Annotated in this window: 21 protein-coding genes, 1 tRNA gene and 2 pseudogenes; 6 read left to right on the plus strand and 18 right to left on the minus strand. The window is 60.3% G+C overall.

What is annotated here, in order from left to right; translation table 11 throughout:
- Positions 1-209: 209 nt before the first annotated feature.
- The gene (locus tag CSING_RS00105; protein ID WP_042528635.1) at positions 210-1133 is read left to right on the plus strand and encodes a methylenetetrahydrofolate reductase; all 924 of its coding nucleotides are present in this window, start codon (positions 210-212) and stop codon (positions 1131-1133) included.
- On the plus strand, positions 1130-3394 hold the full coding sequence (gene metE, locus CSING_RS00110; protein ID WP_042528637.1) for a 5-methyltetrahydropteroyltriglutamate--homocysteine S-methyltransferase: 2265 nt from the start codon (positions 1130-1132) through the stop codon (positions 3392-3394). The genes CSING_RS00105 and metE overlap by 4 nt, the downstream gene beginning before the upstream one ends.
- Positions 3395-3498: 104 nt before the next feature.
- On the opposite strand, the gene CSING_RS00115 is transcribed toward metE, so the two are convergent.
- The gene (locus CSING_RS00115) at positions 3499-4143 is read right to left on the minus strand and encodes an HAD family hydrolase (protein WP_042532965.1); all 645 of its coding nucleotides are present in this window, start codon (positions 4141-4143) and stop codon (positions 3499-3501) included.
- Positions 4144-4212: 69 nt separating this feature from the next.
- On the opposite strand from CSING_RS00115, the gene CSING_RS00120 reads away from it, so the two are divergent.
- The 3 genes from CSING_RS00120 (at position 4213) to CSING_RS00130 (ending at position 6840) form a co-directional block, all read left to right on the plus strand.
- Positions 4213-4743, plus strand: a complete 531-nt coding sequence (locus tag CSING_RS00120) for a peptidylprolyl isomerase (RefSeq protein ID WP_039672975.1) — start codon at positions 4213-4215, stop codon at positions 4741-4743.
- Between the two features lie 73 nt (positions 4744-4816).
- Positions 4817-5461, plus strand: a complete 645-nt coding sequence (locus CSING_RS00125) for a rhomboid family intramembrane serine protease (protein WP_042528639.1) — start codon at positions 4817-4819, stop codon at positions 5459-5461.
- A gap of 314 nt (positions 5462-5775) precedes the next feature.
- Positions 5776-6840 carry an HNH endonuclease signature motif containing protein gene (locus tag CSING_RS00130; RefSeq protein ID WP_201773958.1) on the plus strand — a complete coding sequence of 355 codons (1065 nt, stop codon included), beginning with the start codon at positions 5776-5778 and terminating at the stop codon, positions 6838-6840.
- 71 nt (positions 6841-6911) lie between these two features.
- Here the strand turns inward: CSING_RS00130 and CSING_RS00135 are convergent, their stop codons facing one another.
- The 11 genes from CSING_RS00135 to CSING_RS00185 all read right to left on the minus strand — a co-directional run bounded on the left by CSING_RS00135 (position 6912) and on the right by CSING_RS00185 (position 18084).
- The gene (locus CSING_RS00135) at positions 6912-7565 is read right to left on the minus strand and encodes a response regulator transcription factor (protein ID WP_042528641.1); all 654 of its coding nucleotides are present in this window, start codon (positions 7563-7565) and stop codon (positions 6912-6914) included.
- A gap of 12 nt (positions 7566-7577) precedes the next feature.
- Positions 7578-7781, minus strand: a complete 204-nt coding sequence (locus CSING_RS00140; RefSeq protein ID WP_042528643.1) for a hypothetical protein — start codon at positions 7779-7781, stop codon at positions 7578-7580.
- Between the two features lie 46 nt (positions 7782-7827).
- Positions 7828-8850: a sensor histidine kinase gene (locus tag CSING_RS00145; RefSeq protein ID WP_236683990.1), complete on the minus strand. Its 1023-nt coding sequence runs from the start codon at positions 8848-8850 to the stop codon at positions 7828-7830.
- Positions 8851-8922: 72 nt separating this feature from the next.
- Complete coding sequence (gene crgA / locus CSING_RS00150; protein WP_042528647.1) at positions 8923-9198, minus strand: cell division protein CrgA; 276 nt, start codon at positions 9196-9198, stop codon at positions 8923-8925.
- Between the two features lie 47 nt (positions 9199-9245).
- Entirely contained in the window at positions 9246-11186 is a 1941-nt protein-coding gene (gene pknB / locus CSING_RS00155; RefSeq protein ID WP_042528649.1) for a Stk1 family PASTA domain-containing Ser/Thr kinase, read from the minus strand.
- A gap of 6 nt (positions 11187-11192) precedes the next feature.
- The gene (locus tag CSING_RS00160) at positions 11193-12599 is read right to left on the minus strand and encodes a serine/threonine-protein kinase (protein WP_042528651.1); all 1407 of its coding nucleotides are present in this window, start codon (positions 12597-12599) and stop codon (positions 11193-11195) included.
- A complete protein-coding gene (locus CSING_RS00165) occupies positions 12599-14029 on the minus strand; it encodes a penicillin-binding transpeptidase domain-containing protein (protein WP_042528653.1) in 1431 nt (476 codons plus the stop codon). Before CSING_RS00165 ends, CSING_RS00160 begins: the two co-directional genes overlap by 1 nt.
- Positions 14026-15378 carry an FtsW/RodA/SpoVE family cell cycle protein gene (locus CSING_RS00170; RefSeq protein WP_042528656.1) on the minus strand — a complete coding sequence of 451 codons (1353 nt, stop codon included), beginning with the start codon at positions 15376-15378 and terminating at the stop codon, positions 14026-14028. The genes CSING_RS00165 and CSING_RS00170 overlap by 4 nt, the downstream gene beginning before the upstream one ends.
- Positions 15379-16773 (minus strand): protein phosphatase 2C domain-containing protein, encoded by a 1395-nt coding sequence (locus tag CSING_RS00175; RefSeq protein ID WP_042528658.1) that lies wholly within the window; start codon positions 16771-16773, stop codon positions 15379-15381. It abuts the gene before it with no gap.
- Positions 16770-17222: an FHA domain-containing protein FhaB/FipA gene (locus CSING_RS00180; protein WP_042528660.1), complete on the minus strand. Its 453-nt coding sequence runs from the start codon at positions 17220-17222 to the stop codon at positions 16770-16772. The genes CSING_RS00175 and CSING_RS00180 overlap by 4 nt, the downstream gene beginning before the upstream one ends.
- 31 nt (positions 17223-17253) lie before the next feature.
- Positions 17254-18084 carry a DUF3662 and FHA domain-containing protein gene (locus tag CSING_RS00185; RefSeq protein ID WP_042528662.1) on the minus strand — a complete coding sequence of 277 codons (831 nt, stop codon included), beginning with the start codon at positions 18082-18084 and terminating at the stop codon, positions 17254-17256.
- Between the two features lie 228 nt (positions 18085-18312).
- On the opposite strand from CSING_RS00185, the gene CSING_RS00190 reads away from it, so the two are divergent.
- Positions 18313-18400: transfer RNA gene (locus CSING_RS00190), tRNA-Leu, on the plus strand.
- A gap of 128 nt (positions 18401-18528) precedes the next feature.
- Here CSING_RS00190 and CSING_RS00195 read toward each other — a convergent pair.
- The 6 genes and pseudogenes from CSING_RS00195 to CSING_RS00215 all read right to left on the minus strand — a co-directional run bounded on the left by CSING_RS00195 (position 18529) and on the right by CSING_RS00215 (position 22586).
- A complete protein-coding gene (locus CSING_RS00195) occupies positions 18529-19740 on the minus strand; it encodes an IS1249 family transposase (protein WP_042528664.1) in 1212 nt (403 codons plus the stop codon).
- A gap of 285 nt (positions 19741-20025) precedes the next feature.
- Positions 20026-20181: pseudogene (locus CSING_RS13455) on the minus strand (IS256-like element ISCau1 family transposase); the annotation flags it as partial.
- Positions 20182-20263: 82 nt separating this feature from the next.
- On the minus strand, positions 20264-20869 hold the full coding sequence (locus tag CSING_RS00205; protein ID WP_084226128.1) for a class I SAM-dependent methyltransferase: 606 nt from the start codon (positions 20867-20869) through the stop codon (positions 20264-20266).
- 228 nt (positions 20870-21097) lie between these two features.
- Positions 21098-21319 carry a hypothetical protein gene (locus tag CSING_RS00210; protein ID WP_042528670.1) on the minus strand — a complete coding sequence of 74 codons (222 nt, stop codon included), beginning with the start codon at positions 21317-21319 and terminating at the stop codon, positions 21098-21100.
- A 275-nt stretch (positions 21320-21594) separates the two neighbouring features.
- On the minus strand, positions 21595-21825 hold the full coding sequence (locus CSING_RS14175; RefSeq protein WP_084226129.1) for a DUF2599 domain-containing protein: 231 nt from the start codon (positions 21823-21825) through the stop codon (positions 21595-21597).
- A 48-nt stretch (positions 21826-21873) separates the two neighbouring features.
- Positions 21874-22586, minus strand: a pseudogene (locus CSING_RS00215) (IS6 family transposase).
- Positions 22587-22616 lie beyond the last annotated feature (30 nt).

Raw genomic sequence — 22616 nt, forward strand, 5'->3', positions numbered from 1 at the left:
TGTGAAGCATCAAGCAGTTCATCAAAAATAGACAGCTTTGTACGGAAGGGGGACGTTTTTATTCACCTCGGGTTTTGGGTAACGACGCAGCTGGGTGAGGTGGAATGGTGTGATCATTCGAGATGCGGGTGCCGAAAAAATGAACAGCTTGGTACGTTTTCACCAACAGCACCGAAGACTTACCCCGATAACCTGCAGAGGAGGTGACCATGTCCCCGCGACTTTCCGCGTCCGCGCCACTAGACCAAATCAGCGAAGATACACCCGAGCGCCTCGAGCGCACCGCGCTGTCCTTCGAGGTGATCCCGCCGCGCCACGACGCAGATGCCGCCAAAATCGACCGTCTGCTTGCCACGTTGTCTGCGTATAACCCGGATTACATCGCCGTGACGAGTTCCCAGCGTTCGGGTTGGCTGGAGGGTACCGCCGCCTTCATTGAGAAGATTTCCCGCGATACCTCCATGCGCCCGTTGGCCCACCTGGCCTGCACCGCCGGTACAGAGCAGGAACTTGAGGAGTGGATCGACACGCTTGTCGACGCCGGCGTGCGCGGCCTCCTCGCCCTGCGCGGCGACCTCCCCGAGGGCGGCATGCCCGATGGCCACCTGCCGCATGCTGATTCCTTGGTTCGGCTCATTCGCCGTTGGGAGTCCTCCCGTGTGGCGCGCTTGGCCGCCGGACGCTTGGCGGTTGGTGTGGCGTGCTACCCCAGCGGCCACGCCGAGTCCACCACGCCGGACGAAGACATCGACGTCCTTCTGGCCAAGCAGCGCCTCGGCGCCGACTTCGCCATTACCCAGCTCTTCTTCGACGCAGAGGATTACGTCCGCTTTGCCCAACGCGCCCGGCTGGCGGGTGTGCGCATTCCGCTCATCCCCGGGATCATGCCCATGACTAGCCGTGCTCGGGTGGAGCGAATGTGCCAGCTGTCCGGGCTGGATGGGCCGACGGCGGTCCTTGACCAGCTCGCGACAGCGACCTCACCCGAGGAAGAACAAGAAATAGGCATGCAGATTACAGCCTCCTTGGCACAGGCGGTGTTGAACGCCGGCGCTGACGGACTGCACATCTACACGCACAACAATCCTGACATTACGACTGACCTGCTTAATCGAATTGGAGTCACCCCATGACCGCATCTTTCCCCAAGGCCACGATTGAGGGCTACCCCCGCGTAGGCGCGCACCGCGAGCTCAAGCGTGCGCTGGAGTCCTACTGGTCCGGCAAGATCGACGCCGAGACCTTCGAGTCCGCTGCGCACTCCTTGCGTCTTGAGACCTACGCCCGCCTCAAGGACCTGGGCCTCAGCGAGGACTACGCCATCCCGGCCGACGTTGCCTACTACGACCACGTACTCGAGACCGCGCTGACCGTGGGTGCGGTTCAGGGTGAGACCCTCGATGACGAGTTCACCCTGGCCCGCGGCAACAAGGACACCGCTCCGCTGGAGATGACCAAGTGGTTCGACACCAACTACCACTACATCGTCCCAGAAATCGCCGATACCCAGTCCTTTACCGCCCGCCCGCAGCGCGTGCTCAAGATTGTGGAGGAGGCCCGCGCCGCTGGTCACACCGTGCGCCCTGTCCTCGTTGGCCCGGTGACCCTCCTGGCCCTGTCCAAGCAGGCGGAGGGCGCCACCACGCAGCCGCTCGACCGCCTCGATGAGCTGGTGGAGTCCTACCTCACTGTGTTGGCCGCGCTTCACGACGCCGATGTGGAGTGGATCCAGCTCACCGAGCCGGCCCTCGTGGCTGACCTCGCTGCGGCTGACGACGCCACCCTCGCCGCCGCTCTTAAGTCCGCGTACGGCCGCATCCTCGGTGCTGAGAAGCGCCCGCAGGTCTACCTCACCACGCCGTACGGCTCCCTCAACGCCGGCCTTGACGCCATTGCTGAGCTTAAGCCGGAGGCAACCCAGGTTGACCTCTCCGTCGGTACCTTGGCGCTGGATGACTCCTACCTCGAGCGCGTTCAGAAGCTCGCCGATGCTACCCACCTCGCCGCTGGTCTTGTCGATGGCCGCAACGTCTGGGCCGCTAACCTGCGTGACCTGCGCGAGAAGCTCGAGTCCCTGGGGGAGGGTGTCTCCGTGACCACCTCGGTTTCCCTGCAGCACGTGCCGCACACCGTCGAGGCCGAGACCTCCCTGCCGGTCGATGTGGCCACCTGGTTTGCTTTCGCGGATGAGAAGGTCCGTGAGGTCGTCGCCCTGGCCGCCGGCCCGCTCGATGCCCCGGAGGCCTACGCTCAGGCGGACCGTGCCGTGCGCACGCGCGCTGAGTCCTCCCGCACCCACAACCAGGCTGTGCAGGATCGCACCGCCGCCCTGCCGGAGGGTCAGGTACAGCGTCAGCCGGAGTTCGCCGAGCGCAACAAGGCTCAGGAGGCCCTCGGCCTGCCGCAGCTGCCGACCACCACCATCGGTTCCTTCCCGCAGACCACCGAGATTCGCGCCGCTCGTGCTGCTCACCGCAAGGGCGAGCTGTCCGACGCCGACTACACCGAAGCCCTGCGCAACGAGGTGAAGTCCGTCATCGAGCTGCAGGAGCGTCTGGGCCTGGACGTCCTCGTTCACGGCGAGCCGGAGCGCAATGACATGGTGCAGTACTTCGCCGAGCTTCTCGACGGCTTCGTCGTCACCGAGAACGGCTGGGTCCAGTCCTACGGTTCTCGTTGCACCCGTCCGCCAATCGTCGTCGGCGACATCTCCCGCCCGGAGGCCATGACCACCGAGTGGGCACAGTTCGCTCAGTCCCAGTCCGAAAAGCACGTCAAGGGCATGCTCACCGGCCCGGTAACCATCCTGGCCTGGTCTTTCGTCCGCGATGATGTCCACCAGTCCGTCTCTGCTGACCAGCTGGGCGTCGCGCTTGCCGACGAAGTCCGTGACCTCGAGGAAGCCGGCATCGACATCATCCAGATCGATGAGCCTGCCCTGCGCGAGCTGCTGCCGCTGCGTGAGCAGGACCGCAAGGCTTACCTGGAGTGGGCCGTGCGCTCCTTCCGCCTCGTGGCGCTGGAGGCTAAGCCGACCACGCAGATCCACACCCACCTCTGCTACTCGGAGTTTGGCCAGATTATCGACGCCGTCGCCGGCCTCGACGCCGACGTCACCTCCATCGAGGCAGCCCGCTCCCGCATGGAGCTCCTCGAGGACATCGACGAGAAGTTCCACTCCGAGATTGGCCCGGGTATCTACGACATCCACTCGCCGCGCATCCCGTCTGTGGCGGAGATGGCAGAGCTCATCCGCGCCGCTCTTAAGAACGTGCCGGTGGAGCGCCTGTGGGTCAACCCGGACTGCGGCCTGAAGACCCGCGGTTATGAGGAGACCGAGGCTTCCCTGCGCAACTTGGTCCTTGCCCGCGATGAGGTCCGCGCCAGCCTTTAGTCCCGCGTCAGCTTTTAGGTCCGCGCCAGCCTTTAAGTCCGCGCGTAAACCTTAGGCCCTAAGCCCTCCCTTCCCGGAGGGCTTTCGCCCGTTTTTCGCCCGTTTTACAGCGCCCTGAAATTCACGCTCTGCAGATCAGCCAGCGCGGCAAGGTCCCCACGCCCTTCTCGGTCGAAGTGCAGTGCTTTCAGCCCCGCCGCGCGTGCGCCGTCCACGTCATTCGCTAGCGAATCACCCACCATGAGGGCATCGGCAGGCTCCACACCTAACCGGCGGCACGCCTCCAGATAAGCCTCGCGCTGCGGCTTTGGGTGTCCCATTTCGACGGTCGGGAACAGTTCCACCCCGGGCAGGTCGAGCCCGCCCGCGCGCAGCTTGCCCTCCTGCATCTCACGCGCCCCGTTCGTCAGCACTCCGACCTTGAGCCCCAACTTGAGGACATACTCAAGTGCTTCCCGAGCGCCCTCGACCGCGCACCAGTGCTTCGCGTACGCACTCAGATATTTGTCATATTCCGCCAGTGCTTCCTGCTCCGTCATCTCGGGCCGTCCCAAGAACTCGCGGCAGCGTCCTACGCGTTGGCCTTGATGGCTGACCTCGCCGCGCTCAAACGCGGCGAACCACTTCTTTTCAATGTCGGCGAAGCGCTGCTGATGCCCGCCAGGAAGCCACTCCTCGACGGCTGCCTGCATTGCCGCAGTGTGGTCCATGAGGGTGTCATCAAGATCGAAAAGAATAGCGCGAATCATGTTCGCCAGACTACGCAGATCGCTGACAGCGTCGCGCCGGAACGACGCGATGAGGGAAAATTCCATACAATGGCAGGCATGACTCAGAAGACCGCAACTGCAACGATGCACACCAACTACGGTGACATTGTTATCGACCTGTTCGGTAACCACGCACCGGTAACCGTGGAGAACTTCATCGGCCTGGCAAAGGGCGAGAAGGACTACACCACTCAGAACGCGAAGGGCGAGCAGTCCGGCCCGTTCTACGATGGCGCTATTTTCCACCGCGTCATTGACCAGTTCATGATCCAGGGCGGCGACCCGACCGGCACCGGTCGCGGCGGCCCCGGCTACCAGTTCCAGGACGAGTTCCACCCGGAGCTTCAGTTCGACCGCCCGTTCCTGCTGGCCATGGCGAATGCCGGCCCGGGCACCAACGGCTCCCAGTTCTTCATCACCGTGGCGCCGACCCCGCACCTGAACAACCACCACACCATCTTCGGTGAGGTTACCGATGCCGCCTCTCAGGAGGTCGTGTCCAAGATTGCTAAGGTCTCCACCGACCGCATGGACCGTCCGGCTGAGGATGTCGTCATCGAGTCCATCGAGATCGCCTAAGCGCTCTCACCTTTTCTTTCGAGCCCGCTGCCACATGACGTGGTGGCGGGTTTGTTGCGTATAAGGAGTCTTTGTGAAGAATTATCTGAAGTCAATGCCGGCGACCCTCGTATTCATGGTGCTGTGTATCGGTGCGTGGTTGGCCACAGCTGCACAGGCCAAGACTCTCGCCGCACCGTATTACCGCAGTTCCTTAGCCCAGGACTGGACTCTGTGGGGCCCGGATGTCACCGCACACCCGGCAACGGTGATAACAGCCGGGTTCATGCACCTCGACGCCGGCCATCTTCTCGTCAACATGGTGATGCTTTTCTTTGTGGGCAGGGAAGTGGAACGCGCTCTCGGCAGCGTGCTGTATGTTGCCGTCTACCTCATTTCCGTGGTCGGCGCGTCGGCCGCGGTGTTGTGGATGGATTTTGACACTCCCACCGTGGGTGCCTCTGGTGCGTTGTTTGCGCTCATGGGGCTTCTGATCGGTGTATACCGGAGCCGTGGCCTCGACCTGCGCGCACCAATCGTCCTCGTGGTGGCCAACGTTGCCTACAGCTTCATCGCGGACAACGTGTCGGTGTGGGGACACCTGGGAGGCCTGCTTACGGGGATGCTCTTGGCACCGTTTGTCTTCCGCCAGCGCCTGTGGCTTCGCTGGTTGGGAATCTGGATTATCGCACTAGCCGCGGCCATTGCGGCAGCGCTGCGAGCTGGGCTTTGGGGATAACTCGGGCGTGTTATTCACCAAAACCTCTGTGCGAAAAGATTCCACAAGAGTTATCCACATTGTGGATAACTACATTTTTGTAATTTACCGAACGTGTGGGCCAAGATTTCCCCAGATCAGCAGGTGAATCGCGTTCGATTGCAGTTTTTGGGCGCCCTGTGAGGGGCGTGAAAACACTTATCCACAGGCTGTGGACAAAAGCTGTGAAAATCAATTTTCACAGAGTTATCCCCACCCTGTGGATAACTTTCTACCCAAGGTGTTAACACCCTTCCGGTTGCGGGGTGGTGTGTGGTGGTTTAGTGTTCTGGGTCATGGGGGATTTAGAGACCTATTTCTCCTTCCGCAACTCGGGGATGAGATTGGTGCAGCTTGCGGCAGGGGATGAAAAAGACTTACGCGCACTCGGTGCGGCACCTGCTGATGCCGCCGAATTAGCACGCCTGCACCACGTCTGGTTCGGTGCTACCAAGTTCACTGGTAAGCAACGCACCGCGCGTGCGCGTGCCCTAGACCAGGGCCATGATGTGGCCACACTAAGCCTTATCGAGTCCTACACGTCGAAACTCAAGAATCAGTTGGATGCCTGGAATCTAAGACTAAGACTTGCCGGCACCCCAGCACACAACATTCCCGCAGTAGCCACCAAGCGGTTAAAAGAGCTCAAGCCCAAGCGTGTGCCCAAGCCTGGGGTGCGCATGACCTACCGTAAGCAGGGCCCGCACTCGCTGACTATTACTGGTGATGCGTTGATGATTACTGAGATGCACGGCACCTTAGAATCCATCAACCACACCAACCTGCTGGAGGCTTGCAAACAGGTCTTCTTCACCAACAACCATGGTGGAACAAAGCCTGCGGTGCTCACCAGCGTGGTGGTGACCTTGGATAAGCTTGACAAGATTGTCTCCGGTGACGGTGACGACATCGTCCTGGAGTTAACCAATGGTGGGCGTATGACCGGGGCTGAGTTTTTGAACTACAAGTTTGCGGAAATCGGCTACGTCACCCTAATCCACCCCACCATCGGGCCGGTATGGCTACACCGCATGCAACGCTTCGCTGGGTTTGAGCAACGCATGATGGCTAGTGCGGAGCACCCTACGTGTGCGAGGGAAGGCTGTAATAAGCCGGCTGATTTTGCCCAGGTGCATCACCTGGTGCCGTGGAAGGCCGGTGGGGAAACTAACCCGCCGAACCTGACGATGTTGTGTGCTTATCACAACGGCATTAATGATGATGACCCAGATAAACCCACCGGGGCCGGCTATGTCTTCCGCCTGCGCGGCGAGGTTGGCTACATCCCGCCCTGGGCAGAACCAATCACCACCCAAGCCGCTTACCAGCAAGCCCGAAACAACCTGCCCCGACCAGGCTAACCCCCAACGCCACACCGCCCACGCGGACGCCCCACAAGGCATCCGCGACATCGGCGATCCACTACAACAAATTAAAAGCCAGTGCCGCCAAGAATCTTGGTCACCAGGTTCAGGCGCGTCGTGGCGCCGAAGGTGGTGATGAGGCGCGACACATGCTTCTTCACGGCGGACTCGGAAAAGCCTGTGGCAGCGGCAATCTCAGAGTTGGAGTTGCCGGCAAGAAGTAGCTTGAGGACGGCAATTTCGGCGTCGTGAAGCTCGTGTCCTTCGATGGCCGCAGCCACGGGATCGCGTGGAGTAGTGGGTTCGCCGATGTAGTCCACCAAGCGGTGCATAGCGGACGGCGCCACAACCGTGCCGCCCTCCACGGCAGCGCGAACCGCTTCGATGATGGAGCGCGGACGTTGGTTCTTGAGAATGTAACCAGCACCGCCCGCACGCAGAATCTTCAGCATCGTGTCATCCGAGTCGAAGGCAGTTACCGCCAGGAACGTCGGCGGGTTCGGCGCGGAGTTGAGATGCTTGAGCAGGGAGATGCCGTCCATCTGCGGCATGTGAATATCGGCAAGGACGAGGTCGGGCTTAGCCTCCTCGATCTGGGCTAGGCAATCCGCCCCGTTGGTTGCCTCACCGACCACTGAGATGTCTTCGGTGGTCTGGAAGTAGACGCGGAAGGATGAGCGAACAAGCTCGTCATCATCCACAAGGAAGACTCGGATTCCCATTAGTGCCCTGGGTTAGTCCCAGCGGCCACCACACCACCAGCGCTGCGGGCTGGTGGAGCAACGGAATTCATCGGCAAAGTCCGAAGCGAAGGAGCTATAAAAGCCGAAACTGGTGGACTCCGCGTCGGCGTTGGTTGCAGTGATCTCAGACGCGCCGGCAACCGGGGCGGAAAAGAGGGCAAGCGCCGCGGCGGCGATGGCAAGGGAAGTACGCATAGTGTGCCTTTTATATTCAAGGAGCAATGTTTACGGACAAAGCCTACTATATTTTTCTCAAACAAGCAGTAGGAAGCGACAAGCGTGTGACCCAGTGCTCAGCCTCCTTGCCGCTCCCGAAGCTTCCCTGCATCCGGCGGACGCGGCGAGCAATTTCGCCCAAGCCCAGGTTTGTCGTCATATATTCACGGGATTGGCGCGCAGCAATCATAGAGGTGATGTGAACGTCGAGGTTCTTGGAAGTCCCCGTGGCTTCGATCGTCACCCGTGAATCGGGCTGGGCATACTTAAGGATATTCACGGCAAGCTCGGAGAACACCAACGACAGCTTATCCGGAAGCGCCAGCTGCCCAACTTTCCCTAGAGAAATATGTACCTCGCACTGAAATCCATGGCTGCCCAAGAAGCTCACCATGGTTTCAAGGTCGTCCTCCACCGACTTAACGCCGTGGGTGACGCTTTCGTTCTTCATCACCCGGAGGAGATCCCGGACCTCGCCCATGGCTCTACGGGCGTCGTCGGCAATTGCTTCCGCAGAGTCGGCGGCGCTAGGTTCCGTTTGCGTCAGCGCGAGGGTTTCGGAACGCATAACAACAGAGGTCAACGTTGCGGCCACGGAATCATGGAGAGCAGTCATCAGCGATTCACGTTCGGCTGCTGCACGCTCTTCGATAGCAAGGCGCTGATCGCGGGCTCGACGAATGCTCGCACCGATAGCAATGGCGATCGCGTAGAGGATGGCGGGCAGCAAGATACTCAGTGGATCTGAAATGCGCAGAGTCCGGCCCGAAGGGTCGGTGGAAACGACAAGAGTGTACAAAAACGCGGGAGCGATCGCCCACCACCAGCGCTTCTGAAACGCCACGATGCCCACGATGACGGGGCTCCATGCCAGAAGCAGAAATGATCGCCATTCCGGGTACCAGATGGCGAATGCAAAAAGCGCACCGTACCCGAAAGCCGCCACGAACGGGCGGCGGATGGCCAGCGGTGTCAGCGCGACACCGAGGCTTGCGAGCACAAGTGCGCCAGGGGTGAGGAACGACGCATCCACCGTGACGGTGAGCATCACCAAAATGATGCACCCGACCCCGGCGACGCTATAGAACCTCGAGGAGTTCATAGGAGATGAGGCGGGAGACTAACGCCAACCCATCGTCATGAGCAGGCCAATGATGGCCAGGCCGAAGCCGATGCCGTAGTTCCACGGGCCAAGCTCGTGCATGAACGGGATGGACTCACCGGCGAGATAGTTCACCACGAGCCACAGCAGGCCAATGAGCATGAGGCCGAGCATGATGGCGATGTACCACTTCGGGGTGCCCTCAGAGTTGATCTTGACCGGGGTGCGGTTAGTAGCAGAGCTGGAGGACTGGGGGAGCGCGGAGCCCTCCGTCGTGATCTTGGACTTTGGCATTTCTACACCTTTGAATAGGGGGTTTAATCTGTGGGATACCTTAGCAGCTACTGCGGCAGCAGCGCGGCTGGGTCGAATTCCCAGAAGCGAACCCGGATGACGGCATCCTTCCGGATGACATCACCGCGGCTGGCGGAAGCCCAGCCGATCTTGTCGCTGTCGATCGGGTTCGACGTAGCAATAGGTTCACCGACGTCCAGCGATCCCGTCCAGCCCTTAGCGTGCAGCGCCGACTCCGCCTCACTCTGCGTGGAGTGCAACAAATCCGGTGCCTGAATCATCATGCCGTTCGACACCTCGATGGTGACCGGGGCGCCCTTAGGCAGTTTCTGGTCTTTTTCAGCGATTTTGATGACCTGATTTTCCGGCAGCTCAGAATCCACCGTCGACACCGTGACATCGAAGTCCATCGAGCTCAACATCTCCACGGCCCTATCGCGATCCATACCGGAGACATCGGGAACGCTGACCTCGCGCTGGCCCTTCGACACTGTGATGTGAACCTTGGAGCCCTTCGAGAGCTGCGCGCCGCCCGCCGGGTTCTGGGACACGATCTGTCCGCGTGGAGCCTCGTCGTGGACCTGCTCAACGTCGGTGTTGAGTTCGAGGTTGGCGTCATCAAGCGCCTGCGTGGCCTCCTCCACGGTCATGCCGGTGAGGTCTGGAACCTCAGTGATCTCCTTGCCAGAGGACACCGTCACCGTGACCGAGGAATTCTTCTGCAGCTCAGAACCTTCCGCCGGGTTCACGCGGATGACCTTGCCGCGAGCAATATCAGGGCTCGGCTCCTCATTGACCGTCACGAGCAGACCGAGCTTCTCCAGCTCCTCCACGACCTCGTTGCGCGGCCGATTCGCCACCTTGGGCACCACGACCATGTTCGCGCGCTGTGTAGCCTCTTCCTGGGCCTGCTCGCGCTCGCGGGCCTCCTGCTGGGAACCTTGCCAGAAATCCCAGGCAAAGTAGCCAATGATGGCGATGAGAGACGCGGCCAACAGGGCAGCGAGCCATTTCAGGCCGCCACCGCCTTCATCCTCTTCGCTAGGCCTCGTCGACGCCACCGGGGCTCGGTGCTGCGCTGAGACCGGAGCCACCATCGTGGTGGGGTGATCCTCGTCAGGGACGTGCGAGCGCGCCGCTTCCGGGATCTGACCCTGGGCCAAACGGTCGAGGTCATCGCTCATCTCCCACGCGGACTGGTAACGATCCGCCGGGTGCTTAGCCATGGCGGTGAGCACCACGGCATCCACACCGAGGCGCTGCTGCTCCGTCAGTGACTCAGTGATGAGCTCCGATGGTGGGGTTGGGTCCTCCTGCACGTGCTGGTAGGCCACGGCGAACGGGGTCTCGCCTTCAAACGGGGTGCGGCCCGTGACCGTTTCGTACATGACGCAGCCGAGGGCGTAGACGTCGGAGCGGGCGTCGGCAGGCTTGCCCCGAGCTTGCTCCGGCGAGAGGTACTGCGCGGTGCCAATCACCGCAGAGGTTTGCGTCATCGCGGACGTCGAGTCATCGAGCGCCCGGGCGATGCCGAAGTCCATGACCTTCACCTGTCCGGTGTTGGTGAGCATGATGTTCGCCGGCTTGATATCGCGGTGAATGATCCCTGCCTCGTGGGAGGACTGGAGAGCATCGGCCACCGGCTTGAGCACGCGCGCGGCTTCCGCCACCGGCATGGGGCCATCCTCGCGGACGATGTCACGTAAGGTGCGGCCCTGAACGTATTCCATGACGATATAGGGCACCGTCATGCCGTCGACGTCCTTCTCGCCAGTGTCGAAGACGGCCACGATGTTGGGGTGGTTGAGCTTGCCCGAGTTCTGGGCCTCGCGGCGGAAGCGTTCGCGGAAGTTGACGTCGCGCGCCATATCGGGGCGCAGCATCTTAATGGCGACGGTGCGTCCCAGGACGGTGTCGTCGGCCTTGTAGACCTCGGACATACCGCCAGTGCCGATGGACTGGCGGAGGTGGTACCGATCACTGACCATGGTGAGTTACTGGCCTCCCTGTAGTGCGGATTCTTCGGTGGGTGTGCCCTGTGAGTCTAGTTCGGGTGTGTCCGTTGGGGCGTCATTGACCTGCGGTTGTGTCTCCTCGGGTGTGGCAACCTCGGGCGTGGGTTGGTGTGTCGTGACCTCTGGTGTCGGCGCAGGCATGACCGAGTGTGTCTTCGTGACCGTGACGGGTGCCGGGGGTTCTTCCTCCACGATGGTGGTCTCCACTGGTTTCGGGGAGCGATAGGTGGGTTCCTCGGTAACCTCTGGGGTCACGGTTTCCGTCACGATGATTTCCGTCGGCTGCTCCGTGGGGGTTGGGACTGGGTCGGTGGAGTTGTCGTTCCAGAATTTATAACCGGCGAGTCCGATTGCCACGAGGGCGGCGATGGCCACGGCGATGAGCAGGCCGGTGCCGAATCCGCCCTTCTTGGCCGGGGGTTGGGCGGCTGGGCGCACCGTGGTCGGGTTGGCCATGTTGGCCAGCATCTCCGTCGAGGCGGAGGGCGAGGGTTCGGCGGCCGGGGGCGCGAGCGCGGCGGACTTCGGCTGCGGCGGGCGCTGGCCTTGGCGTACGGCCGAGATGGCGTTGGTGAACTCATTGCCGTCGGCAAAGCGGGTGCCCGGGTCCTTGCGCAGGGCTAGGCTGATCAGTTCCCGGGTGGGCGCGCTTATCGACGTCGACAAGGGCTCCGGCGCCTGACTAATATGCGCCAACGCCACCGATACCGAGGAATCGCCGCTGAAGGGGCGACTGCCGGCGAGCATCTCATAGCCCACAACGCCGAGCGAGTAGACGTCGGAAGCCGGGCCCACGTCGAGGCCTTGGGCCTGCTCGGGGGAGACGTACTGGGCGGTGCCCACGACCATGCCGGTGCGGGTGAGCGGGACGGCTGCGGCTGCCTTGGCGATGCCAAAGTCGGTGATCTTGACCTGCCCGTTTTGGGTAATCATGAGGTTGCCGGGCTTGATGTCGCGGTGCACGAGCCCCATGTTGTGGATAACGGACAGGCCGTGGGAGGCCTGCTCCATGACGTCAAGCGCAAGCGTTTCCGGCAGCGCGCCTTCGCGGGCCAGCAGATCGGCGAGGGATTCGCCGCGGATGTATTCCAAGGCCATGAAGCAGAAGGCGCGGCCGTTGTCCTCGAGCTCGCGGTAGTCATAGGTGGCGACGACGTTGTCCGACGTGATGGATTCTGCTGCTTGGGCCTCGTTGCGGAAGCGCGAGAGGAATTCGGAGTTGTCGGAGAATTCCGGGCGCAGGACCTTGATGGCTACCTCGCGGTCGTTGTGGACATCATCCGCCAGCCACACGGTGGACATACCGCCGTGGCCGACGATCCACTGCAGCTGGTAGTCCTCACCGATGAGTGCTTGTAGGTGTTCCTTATTATCAGCGCTGTTCACTACTGCTCACCTCCGTATGCGCGCAGGATGGCGCGGCCGATGGGCGCGGAGACTTGGCCGCCGTAGGCATTCTGGCCTAGGTGCCCGCCGTCCTTGACCACGACGCCCACCGCGATATCCTTGTCCGGGTCGAAAGCCACGTACCACGCGTGCGGGGCAAGGCCCTCGCCGTGCTCGGCGGTACCGGTCTTCGAGGCAAAACCGTTCCCGTCATAGCCATAGGTGCTGTGCTCGGAGGCAAACATGAGGTCCTTGATGGTGTTGGCCGTCTCTTCACTGACAGCTTCGGCTGCCTGACGTGGTTGAGTCGTGCGAAGCTCATTCATCTGGGCATCGGTGATGCGGTTAATGAGGTAGGGCTCCATGCGCTTGCCCTGGTTAGCGATGGTCCCGGCCATGATGGCCGCCTGCAGGGCGGACATGGTCACGTCGCGCTGGCCGATCGCGGATTGGGCGACTTGGGCGCCGTCGCCAAGATCGCCCAGCGCACCAGCGGAAGTCTCCACACCGAGCGAGTACTTCTCACCCACGCCGAAGCCCTCCGCATATTTACGCAGCTCATCGGCGCCGATGCTCTCCGACATCTGCGCAAAAGCCGTGTTGCAGGACAGCGCGAAGGCCGTATGTAGGGTGACGCTCTCCGCGCCGCCGCAGGCTCGGTTGCCGTCGTTGGTCAGCTCCGTGACCGTATCCGGCAGCGTGATGGACGCCGCGCCGGTCAGCGAGGAATCCGGAGTGAAGCCATTGTTGAGGCCCGCGGCGGTGGTGATGATCTTGAAAATAGAACCAGGTGGCAGGGTCTCCTGCGTGGCGTGGTTAACGAGCGGTTTGCCGTCCTGATTCTGCAGCTGTTCCCAGGTCTCTGCCGCGCTGTCGCCGACGAGATCGGAGACGTTGAAGCTGGGAGAGGACGCCATGGCCAGGATTTTGCCGGTGGACGGCTGGAGAGCCACGGCGGCGCCGTTGTAGCCGGGGCCGGCGAGCTGATCATAGGCCGCCTGCTGCAGAGCCGGATCGATGGTGACCTCCACGTTCGCACCCTTCTGCGGTTTGCCGGAGAGCATATCGAGCCAGTTGCGGGCCAGCAACGAGTCATCCTTGCCGTTGAGGATGCCATTCTGGGAAGCCTCCAGCTGGGAGGCGCCGAAGCGCTCCGAGAGGTAGCCGGTGACAGTGGCAAATGCTGGGGAATCGGTGGGGTAGGAGCGGGAATAATTCCCATTCTCATCGGCGGTGGACTGCGCCAGCACGGTATCGCCCGCGAAGATTTGGCCGCGCGGCGTCGTGCGCATCTCAAGGTAACCGCGGACATTCTTGGGATTATGTGCGTACTTATCCTCCGACAATGCCTGCACCACCGTGAGGTTCACAAGGAGTACGGCGGTGAGGAGGATTGCAAAGAGGGAGACGAGGCGGATCGATTTATTCATCGGGTGGCCTCCTGGATGGCGGGGAACATGGACGTGTCACTCGGTGCGTTGGAGGTCAACTCGCGCGCCGGGCGACGTGCCGCATTGGAAATGCGCAGCAGCAGCGCCAAGAGCATGTAGTTGGCCATGAGCGAGGAGCCGCCGGCAGACATGAACGGTGTGGTGAGGCCCGTCATGGGCAGAAGGGCGGAAATGCCGCCGGTGACGACGAAGACCTGGACGGCCAGCGTCAGCGCGAGCCCGGAGGCCACCAGCTTGCCATAGGTATCACGGCAGGTCAGCGCGGTGCGGAAACCGCGGGAGACGAGCATGGCAAAGAGGATGAGTACCGCGGCGAGGCCGACCAAGCCGAATTCCTCGCCGATGCCTGCCAGGATAAAGTCCGAGTGCGCCACCGGCACCATGTCCGGGTGGCCCTGGCCCAGGCCGGTGCCGGTAATGCCGCCAGAGGACATGCCGAAGAGCGCTTGGGAAAGCTGAAAGCCGGTGGTGTCATAGTTGCCCAGCGGGTCAAGGAAGTTGGAGAAGCGCTGCTGGATTTTCTCCGAAACCTGGTAGATACCGAAGCCACCAATGCCCACGAGGATGACGCCGATGAGCAGCCAGCTCACGCGGTTGGTGGCCATAAACAGCATGCCGAGCACGGTACTGAAGAGCAGCAGAGCCGGGCCGAAGTCATTAGAGATGCCCATGATGACGATGGCGATGCCCCAGATAATGAGAATGGGGGCAAGGTCGCGCACACGCGGCAAGGACAGGCCCAAGAATTTATAGCCGGCCACCGTAAACAGGGAGCGCTTCTGGCTAAGCAGCATGGCGAAGAACAAGATCAACAGTATCTTGGAGAATTCGCCCGGCTGAATTGAGAAGGGTCCGAGCCACAGCCAGATGCGGGCCTCTACGCCTGGCGGCTGCGGCCACACCAGTGGCAGCGCCAGCAAGATGAGGCCGAGCGCGCCGAGAATATAGGAGTAACGGGTCAACGATCGGTGATCCCGCAACAGGACGAGCACCAGCGCAAAGAGGATAAGGCCTACCACGGTCCACAGCACTTGGCGCACGGCGAGCCCACCACCGCTGGCCAGATCGAGGCGCTGCAACATAATGAGCCCAATGCCGTTAAGGATCGCGACGATGGGCAGCATGATCTGGTCCGCATAGGGCGCCAAGAAACACAGCACAACGTGCGCCACAGCGAAGACGCCGATGAAACCACCAATGAGGTAGAGGACATCAAAAGTCAGCACGTTGCCCTGGGAAAGCTCCAAGCTCACCAAGGTGATGGCAAAGACCAGCGTGGCGAGGACGAGTAGGCCGAACTCCGTTCCACGAGAAAAGAGCTTGCTCACCTACTTCACCTCCCGGCACTTGCCCTGTGCGGGCGTGGCGGCGTCCTTCTTGGTGTCCGTGGCCGAGCCTTTATCTGTGCTCTTTTTTGTGCCCACTTCCGCTTCCTTTGACGTCGCCTTCGCGCAGGGCTTCAACGCCTTTTCCGACAGCCGCGACAGCTGCGTCTGCACCTCGTCATAGGACCCCGCAGGCAGATTGCCCACCGCGGCGCGTTCTGACTCCGGCAAATCCGCGAGCTTAAACGGGGCATAGTCACCCCCGCAGTCATCGCGGCCGAGCTTGAGCGCATTCTTCTCACTCAGGCACGCATGCTGATAGGTGTGGTGCAGCGGACGGCCAAAAATCTCAAAATCCGCGCCCTGCTGGATGGTGAGGACCTCCTCCTCATCCGTGGTCACGTAATAGTTGTTGGCCAGGTGATTTTTCATCCACAACCCGCCGCTGATCACGATGACCAGCACCACAGCGAGGGAGGCGATGACCTTCCAGCCCACCCGGCTGCGTCGCGGCGGCCGCTGCGGTTCTTCCTCGGAATCCTCTCGGGGCGTGACCTCAGCGGCCTTCGCTTTTGGGGGCGAGACCAGCTTTGCTGCGCGGCTCGCGGAGGAATCCGGGTGCGTCGGGTCCGGGACTACGCCCTGGATGGCGCCGACGGTGATGGGGGAGGCGTCGTCAAGCACGGCGTCCACTACCTCCGCCACCACGATGGTGACGTTGTCCGGACCGCCCGAGCGCAGCGCGAGATCACGCAACATGATGGAGGCTTCCTCCACCGAGCCCTGTCCCAGCGCCTGCTCAATGGTTGATGCCGTCACCGGGTCCGACAGACCATCCGAGCACAGCAGGATGCGGTCACCCGGCTGGGCATCCAGCGTAAAGAGCGTCGGCTCCACCGGCCGGCCCGTGTAGGCCTTGAGGATCAGGGACTTCTGCGGGTGGGAGGACACATCTTCCGGGTCAAGCTTGCCCTCATCCACAAGGGACTGGACGTAGGTGTCATCCTTCGTGATCTGGGATAGCTTGCCATCGCGCAAACGGTAACCACGGGAATCACCGACGTGGCACACGCCGAACGTGGAACCGTTGAAGAGCATGGCCGTGAGGGTGGTGCCCATACCTTCGGTCTCCGGATGCTCATCCACGTGCGCACGGATGGCAGCGTTGGCATCCTCGGCGGCCGCGCCAAGCAGGGCCAGCATGTCATTGTCGCCTGGATCGCGCTCGAGAGAAGCCATGTGCTCCACCATGGTGGTGGAGGCCACCTCACCAGCGGCGTGACCGCCCATGCCGTCCGCCAGCACCAACAAATGTGGGCCCGCGTGGGCGGAATCCTCATTGTTGCCACGGACCAAGCCGCGGTCCGTTACTGCAGTAAATTTCAGGCTTAAAGTCATGCCATCAACCTCACGGTCGTTCGACCAAGTTTGATATCCGAGCCCACGCCGACGCGTTCCGGCTGGTCAATACGGGCGCCACCGACGAAGGTGCCGTTGCGGGACTCCAGATCCTCCACAAACCACTCGCTGCCCCGACGGAACAGGCGAGCGTGGTGACCGGAAGAAAAATCATCACCAGTGACAAAGTCACAGTCTTGTGCGCGGCCCATCGTACAGTCTTCGAGGGTGCCGAGTTCCATATGGGAACCGCGCAGGGGCCCATCCACGATGGCGATTTCACGCGGCGCTTCGCGACGCCTCTGTGACCCCTTCACCGGGGCCGATGCCTGGTACACACCGGCCGCCTTGTTGGCGTCCCGGCGCATGGCGTTGAGTGCGACCAGAATAAACAGCCACAGCAACACCAGCAGGCCGATGCGCAGCGACAGCAGCACAACCGAGTCCATGGAAGGTCCTTACTCTAGGGGGAACTGGGGTTTAATAATTCTGGTTCTCAAGGCCGGTAATGCGGACCTCGATGTGGGAGTGGCCGAGGGTGATCACGTCGCCGTCGGCAAGCAGCCAGTTCTCAATCGGGGTGTCGTTGACCGTGGTGCCGTTCGTGGACTGCAGATCCACCAGCACCGCATCCTGGCCATTCCACGTGATTTCCGCATGCTGGCGGGAGACACCCGTATCCGGCAGGCGCAGGTCAGCGTCGTTGCTGCGGCCGAGGATGTTGGAGCCTTCGCGCACGTGGTAGACGCGGGAGGAACCGTCCTGCAGCATGAGCGTCACCGCCGGGCCCTGCGGGGTTGGTGCCGGCTCGTTGGGGTTCGGCACCATGAAAGCGGTGGTCTTTGCCTCGTCGGCGTTGTGCGGCTGGGTCATAGAGTCCTCCTGACCATGGTCGTGGTGGAAAATCGCGTCGAATCCCGTTTCTTCGGTGGGCTCGTGGTCCAAAAAGGAAGACACGCGCAATTGGCCCGTGCGCAGTCCCGACTCCTCCGCAATTCGCACGATGACCGGCCCAGCTAAGGACCAGCCACTGTTGCGAATGAAGCGGGTGAGTTGGTCAGACAAATCCGAAGGAATATCCCGGTCTTGGGAGAGGTTCTCAATGTCTTTGGAGGACACACCGACGGTCATGACGTTGGGGCTGTACAGCTTGCCGTCATCACCGCGGGACAGGTTGTCCTGCGCCTCTTGCTTGAGGAGTTCCTCAATCTCTGCGGGGACGACCTTGCCGCCAAAGACAAAGGCCATGCCGTTGTCCAATCCGCGCTGCAGGGAGGAATCCAGCTTGGCGAGTTTCTCGAGCAATGCCATGGGGAAGTGCCGTCCTCCTTTCAGGATGTTCCAGGGAAATATCTCACCGCGACGGTGGGATACAGCGATATAGCAGCGATCAGTATAGGTGGCTTTTCCCTATTTAACGTAGACGCGCGGCCCAAAGTTCCCTGTGTATTCAGGAAAAAGTTCGGCTTTGCCAGCGGATTTGTCGATTCAACGGGGCTGCGTGCTAAAGTTAGCTGGTCGCCAAGACATCTAAACCCTGCCCGGGTGGCGGAATTGGCAGACGCGCTGGCTTCAGGTGCCAGTGTCCTTATAGGACGTGCGGGTTCAAGTCCCGCCCCGGGCACCATGTGAAGTCTCGAGACATCGTTCCGGTCGGTGTCTCGAGATTTTTCGTTTTCAGTTGCCCCGTTGGGGCTTAAGGGACATTTCGTGTGGATTTGCGGCGTGTCGCGTTAAGGGACATTTCGTGTGGATTTAGGAGCGTCCGGCCCAGCCTTTTCTTATGCCTAAGCTGGGGTTCCACTCGTTGTCGATGCCGGTGTCGTATGTGGCTGGTCGCCCGTCTGGGTGGCCGCGTCGTTTAAGTTCTTCTTTCGCCCAGGCTGCGCGTGCTGCCTTTTCTCCTTGGCGTCCGAAGTCTTGTTGCTTGGCCAACTCCAGTGGCGCTACCGGGTCTTCGGTGTGGGTGTAGAGCCACCAGTCCATGGTGATGCGCTGATGCTCATCGAACATGCCGCGATGATTGCCCGCTAAGTCTTTGAGTTGTTTGTTGATGCCGCCTTCCAGCAGGTTTGTGGTGGCTTTTAAGTCCTGTGTGAGGCCATCAGGCGGGGTAAGAAAGGCAAATAGGTGTCCTGCGTGGATGAGCTTTTCTAACCGTTTTAGAGCCCTGCGGGCATTGCGGTGGGTGTACCACCATTTCTGGTTAGGGCTGACCCATTTCGGTACTTGGCCTGCCGGTATAGCACTGCGGTAGGTGCGCTGTTTAAGCCAATCGGCAAAGGTGATGCGGGTGTGGTGGACTGCAGCTGTAAACCGTGCAGCATCTTCGGGATTGCGTACCTGGACGAGCATGTAGCCCAGCTTTCGGATTGCTTTATGGGCTGGGTGAATCGGGTTGCGGCTGATATCAGCAAAGGTGTTGCGCTGGACGTGAACAAGACAGCGCTGGATTCTCACGTCGGGCCATTTAATGCGCAGTGCCTTGAGCGCTCCGCCTGCCCCGTCGGTGGTGACGATGAGTGGTTGCGCGATTTTGTCGAGCAGTTTTAAGTACTCGTATGAGGTTTCACGCAGGCACCAATGCCAGGCGATGACGTGTGTGTCGGTGCAGGCTACCAGCAGGCATTTCTTGTGAAAGTAGGTGCCGTCGATAAAGACCTGGTCGTAGACACGATAGGAGTCAGTAGACGTGGGCACGGTGATAAACCACAGCAATGTGAACCACCGGGTCAAGGTGCGTCTTGATACCCCGAGACGTGTGGCGAGATGGTCTGCGGATTCGCCGGAAAGAATCCAGTCAATAAAGATTTTGAAGTGCCGAATCTCGCTGGTGTGCACCCGGGTATTAATCGAAGATGCGTTGCAATGAGGGCATAGCCAGCGTTGGGTTCCTGCCGCGGTTTTGCCGTTCTTAACCAGTCCGTGGCCGCACATGTCACACGACGGCCGATTCCTATTAGCCATAGGAATTGGCCTTACCGCACCAGCTGCAGTCCCCCTATCACAGACCTAGGACTATCCGGTGTTGATTTCTCAGATCGGGCTGTTGGAACCGATTCAAAATCAAGATCACCGCATTGTCCCAGGTTGCCCCGGGAATTCGTATCGGTTTATCCACACGAAATGTCCCTTAAGCCCCCGTTGGGGGTTAAGTTCATTGTCTTTTTTGTTGTAATAGATCTTTTCTGGCTTAAGGGACATTTCGTGTGGATTTGCGGCGTGTCGCGTTAAGGGACATTTCGTGTGGATTTAGGCGCGTCCGGCCCAGCCTTTTCTTATGCCTAAGCTGGGGTTCCATTCGTTGTCGATGCCGGTGTCGAATGTGGCAGGTCGCCCGTCTGGGTGGCCGCGTCGTTTAAGTTGTTCTTTCGCCCAAGCCTTGCGTGCTGCTTTTTCTCCTTGGCGTTCTCACGTTCTATCGGAATCCTGTAGATCAAGAACAGATCATGCCAAACACGAAGAACCCATCCGTGCTCCATGAGTCTTCCTAAGGAAGTCGAGCTAGCACTGAAATATGAGGTCGCCTACCTTCGGAATCACGAGTATCGACGGAGATCACTTGAAAACCCGCAGACTCCAAATAGGTAACCAATCCCGCTTCCGACCAGTAGAAGGCCTCTGTGATCGCATGGTTAAACGAAACGCCCTGCTGCCCTAGGAAAGCCCCGATAAGGAGAGTTCCTTTCGGTTTGAGGACCCTGGAAAACTCTCTTAAAGCTGCGCGGCGTTCTTTTGGTGTCATATGGATGAGTGAATACCAAGCAAGGATCCCGTCGAATCTAGAAGATTCGAACGGCATATCCAAAAGGTTACCTGTCTCGAAGGTGGCTAGAGGAAATCGCTGGCGTGCCGAGTCAATAAATTCTGGAACTATATCGAGACCCGTGACGTCACAGCCCAAACTACGCAGGAGTTCAGTCCAATGACCTGGCCCTGAACCAGCATCAAGCAAAGGACCATGAATATTCATCCCCCAATCAGTTATAAGGTTAACGTCTAGTGGATCCATGCTGTCGACATCACCTAGCGCCGCAACGTATTCGAAAGCACGCTCTGCATATGACTGCCGCACGCGCACTTTATCTCCCATCATTTCTTGTTGGCTGGGTATTCAACGGAGACCTAGCAGACAACGCTGCGACTGGGTAAATCGGCGACACCAAAGAGCTCCAATGGTAAAAATCTATCGTGACCCACACAGCGGGCAGAAATAACACCACATGCTGTAACGTCCTCGCCATCTCGTTGAGCGTAAGCGACTGTAGTCATCTTCCGGAGCGGGGCGGCAGCCAAGTGTTAATCTGCCTTTTCGTGTAGGCGATTATTCCGTGTCGCTATCACTGCGCAACCAGGGCCTTGCAGCTCGACCGGCTACGGTGCCAAATACTACGGCGGTTATTGCTGCAATGGCTGCGAACACTTGCGCCGGGGATTGGGAAACGGTCGTCTTGACAACCCACCATTCAGCAAAAAGTATGGCGATGGCGGCAAGCAAGACACCGAGGGTGAAGATGGCTAGCTTCTTTTTATTGTGAGTTGGCATTAGGTGTCCTTTGCGCTTCCTTCCTGTGCTCGAACCAGGCCCAAATCAAAGAAGCCAAGAACAACAGTGGCGTAACCCACGCCAGACGATGCCACCAATGTGCTCCAAAGTATGATTCATCAGCACTTAGTCCTGCTAGATAATTGATTACAAGCGTTGCGATGAACAGCACTACAACGACACTAACGCTCCACCAGTAGGCTGCGCTTTTCTGTTTACGCATCAATGCCACCCTCCTCAACACATGTTTGCTGTTTTAGCACGGGTTTGTATGGTTAGTTGTCTCCCCCACCCAGATTACATCGTTCGGCTGTTGTTCTAGGAAGTCCAACATCAGGGCGCCAATCCTCCAAGTTCCAACTAGGCTTAACTCGGGCGACTTGAGATAGCGGGTGAAACACAATCTGGTTGTGGAGGCTTCCGGTATCCGAAACCCCCTTGGATTTTGCTTCATTCCAACCTGCAGTTTCAGGGGAGGTGCTGTTGCAAAGTTGGGGGGAGAGCAGCGAAGACTCAGTTTCTCATTCCCTGGTGGCCGCTGCGTGTGGGCGTTGTTAGGCCGTCTCGAAGACCTGGTTGACGATCACCGCGTCCGGGTTCGGTTGCCTGTTGGCAAACATCGCGCCTTGTCCTTTCCGCAATGAGTGCATCGCCTCCATCCCTTTCAACATCCGATATGCAGATGTCCGGTTCTTAAACGCGCCTTTCGGCCCGAGGAACCCGCTTCAGCCGACCATGGTCGCCTTCCAGGATGTTGTTGGGGTATTTCACCTGCCGGTGTTCCACTGTTGGCGGGCAGATTCCCTCTGACTTCAACTTGGCGATTGCTCTGGCTAGGGAGGGTGCTTTATCGGTGTTGATCACTCTGGGGTACCCGGCTGACGCATTGGATTTGAAGGCCTTGGCCAGGAAACGCTTCGCTGCGGCCACGTTTCGCTTCGGAGAGAGGTAAAAGTCCAGGGTCTGGCCACCGGCGGTGATCGCCCGATAGAGGTAACACCACCTGCCGCCGACCCGGATATAGGTCTCATCCACCCGCCAAAAACTGGCCTGCCAGTCAGGTACCTGCCGGTACCACCGTGTTTGCTTGTCCAGCTCAGGGGCGTATTTCTGGACCCAGCGGTAGATCGTGGTGTGATCGACCAGCACGCCCCGTTCGGTCATCATTTCCTCCAGATCGCGGTAGCTCACCCCGTAGCGGCAGTACCACCGCACTGCCCACAGAATGATGTCACGGGGGGAAATGACGACCGGAGAAGATACCCATGGCTGTGATTACTTCACGTCGCCCTTCCTA

This window comes from Corynebacterium singulare (assembly GCF_000833575.1).
Lineage (GTDB): Bacteria > Actinomycetota > Actinomycetes > Mycobacteriales > Mycobacteriaceae > Corynebacterium > Corynebacterium singulare.

Bases quoted from the DNA above. Each gene is read 5' to 3' on its own strand.
- CSING_RS00105 (WP_042528635.1), top strand. From the start codon at position 210: ATGTCCCCGCGACTTTCCGCGTCCGCGCCACTAGACCAAATCAGCGAA.
- metE (WP_042528637.1), top strand. From the start codon at position 1,130: ATGACCGCATCTTTCCCCAAGGCCACGATTGAGGGCTACCCCCGCGTA.
- CSING_RS00115 (WP_042532965.1), bottom strand. From the start codon at position 4,143: ATGATTCGCGCTATTCTTTTCGATCTTGATGACACCCTCATGGACCAC.
- CSING_RS00120 (WP_039672975.1), top strand. From the start codon at position 4,213: ATGGCAGGCATGACTCAGAAGACCGCAACTGCAACGATGCACACCAAC.
- CSING_RS00130 (WP_201773958.1), top strand. From the start codon at position 5,776: ATGGGGGATTTAGAGACCTATTTCTCCTTCCGCAACTCGGGGATGAGA.
- CSING_RS00135 (WP_042528641.1), bottom strand. From the start codon at position 7,565: ATGGGAATCCGAGTCTTCCTTGTGGATGATGACGAGCTTGTTCGCTCA.
- CSING_RS00140 (WP_042528643.1), bottom strand. From the start codon at position 7,781: ATGCGTACTTCCCTTGCCATCGCCGCCGCGGCGCTTGCCCTCTTTTCC.
- CSING_RS00145 (WP_236683990.1), bottom strand. From the start codon at position 8,850: ATGCTCACCGTCACGGTGGATGCGTCGTTCCTCACCCCTGGCGCACTT.
- crgA (WP_042528647.1), bottom strand. From the start codon at position 9,198: ATGCCAAAGTCCAAGATCACGACGGAGGGCTCCGCGCTCCCCCAGTCC.
- pknB (WP_042528649.1), bottom strand. From the start codon at position 11,186: ATGGTCAGTGATCGGTACCACCTCCGCCAGTCCATCGGCACTGGCGGT.
- CSING_RS00165 (WP_042528653.1), bottom strand. From the start codon at position 14,029: ATGAATAAATCGATCCGCCTCGTCTCCCTCTTTGCAATCCTCCTCACC.
- CSING_RS00175 (WP_042528658.1), bottom strand. From the start codon at position 16,773: ATGACTTTAAGCCTGAAATTTACTGCAGTAACGGACCGCGGCTTGGTC.
- CSING_RS00180 (WP_042528660.1), bottom strand. From the start codon at position 17,222: ATGGACTCGGTTGTGCTGCTGTCGCTGCGCATCGGCCTGCTGGTGTTG.
- CSING_RS00185 (WP_042528662.1), bottom strand. From the start codon at position 18,084: ATGGCATTGCTCGAGAAACTCGCCAAGCTGGATTCCTCCCTGCAGCGC.
- CSING_RS00195 (WP_042528664.1), bottom strand. From the start codon at position 19,740: ATGGCTAATAGGAATCGGCCGTCGTGTGACATGTGCGGCCACGGACTG.
- CSING_RS00205 (WP_084226128.1), bottom strand. From the start codon at position 20,869: ATGATGGGAGATAAAGTGCGCGTGCGGCAGTCATATGCAGAGCGTGCT.
- CSING_RS00210 (WP_042528670.1), bottom strand. From the start codon at position 21,319: ATGCCAACTCACAATAAAAAGAAGCTAGCCATCTTCACCCTCGGTGTC.